Annotated in this window: 1 protein-coding gene, 1 pseudogene and 1 other annotated feature; the gene and the pseudogene both read left to right on the top strand. The window is 46.2% G+C overall.

From position 1 onward, the window contains the following. Positions 1-116 (top strand): IS3 family transposase (locus tag EI164_RS17560; RefSeq protein ID WP_413038468.1); only part of this gene is annotated, 116 nt, incomplete at its 5' end. A 39-nt stretch (positions 117-155) separates the two neighbouring features. Beyond that, positions 156-870, top strand: a pseudogene (locus tag EI164_RS16465) (IS3 family transposase); the annotation flags it as partial. After that, positions 326-442, top strand: a sequence feature (AL1L pseudoknot). It overlaps the preceding pseudogene by 117 nt.

Consider the following 870-nt stretch of genomic DNA (forward strand, 5'->3'; position numbering starts at 1 on the left):
AATGGGTCGATTGGTTTAACAAAACTCGCATTCATAGTACGATTGGCTATGTGTCGCCTTTTGAGTTTGAGAGACGATACTATGATAGTTTTATTGAGTCAGACAAAGCTGCCTGACTCAAGCAATCAAGTCTCCGATATAGTCGGGGCGGTTCAGCCCCTAAGATTGGCTGCACGCCTGAAACTCTGCGGTCTTGGCATAAAAAGCACATCGATCAAACCATTCCTGCTTCAGTGCAAGCTCAAAGCCAAGAGCAACGTATTAAAGAGCTTGAACGCGAGAATAAAGAGCTTAAGCAAGCCAATGAGATTATACGTAAGGCTGCTGCTTTTTTCGCCCAGGCGGAGCTCGACCGCTGACTAAAATCATGATTCACTTCATCGATGACAATAAACACCTTTATGGGGTCGAGCTGATCTGTAGAGTCCTACCGATTGCCCCGTCAACTTATTATCGTGCTCAAGACTTAAGCGACAACCCACACAAGCGTTCACTGCGCAGTCAGCATGACGACTATTACATCGGTGAGATTAAACGTATTTGGCAGGATAGCAAATGCCGTTACGGTGCTGCGCGTAAAGTCTGGCAGCAGATGAAAGCAGAAGGATTATGTATTGCTCGGTGTACCGTAGAGCGATTAATGAAGCAGTATGGCCTACAAGGCGTTTGGCGTGGCAAAGGCAAGATTACCACCAACAGCCGTGACGACCAAAAGCGCGCTGATGACTTAGTCAATCGTAACTTTAATGCTCATCGTCCTAACCAACTATGGGTTGCAGATTTTACCTATATCAAGACGACAAGCGGCTGGGTGTATACCGCTTTTATTATTGATGTGTTTGCTCGCGCTATCGTTGGCTGGAAAGTATC

The sequence above is a fragment of the Psychrobacter sp. FME13 genome, assembly GCF_014861395.1.
Taxonomy (GTDB): Bacteria; Pseudomonadota; Gammaproteobacteria; order Pseudomonadales; family Moraxellaceae; genus Psychrobacter.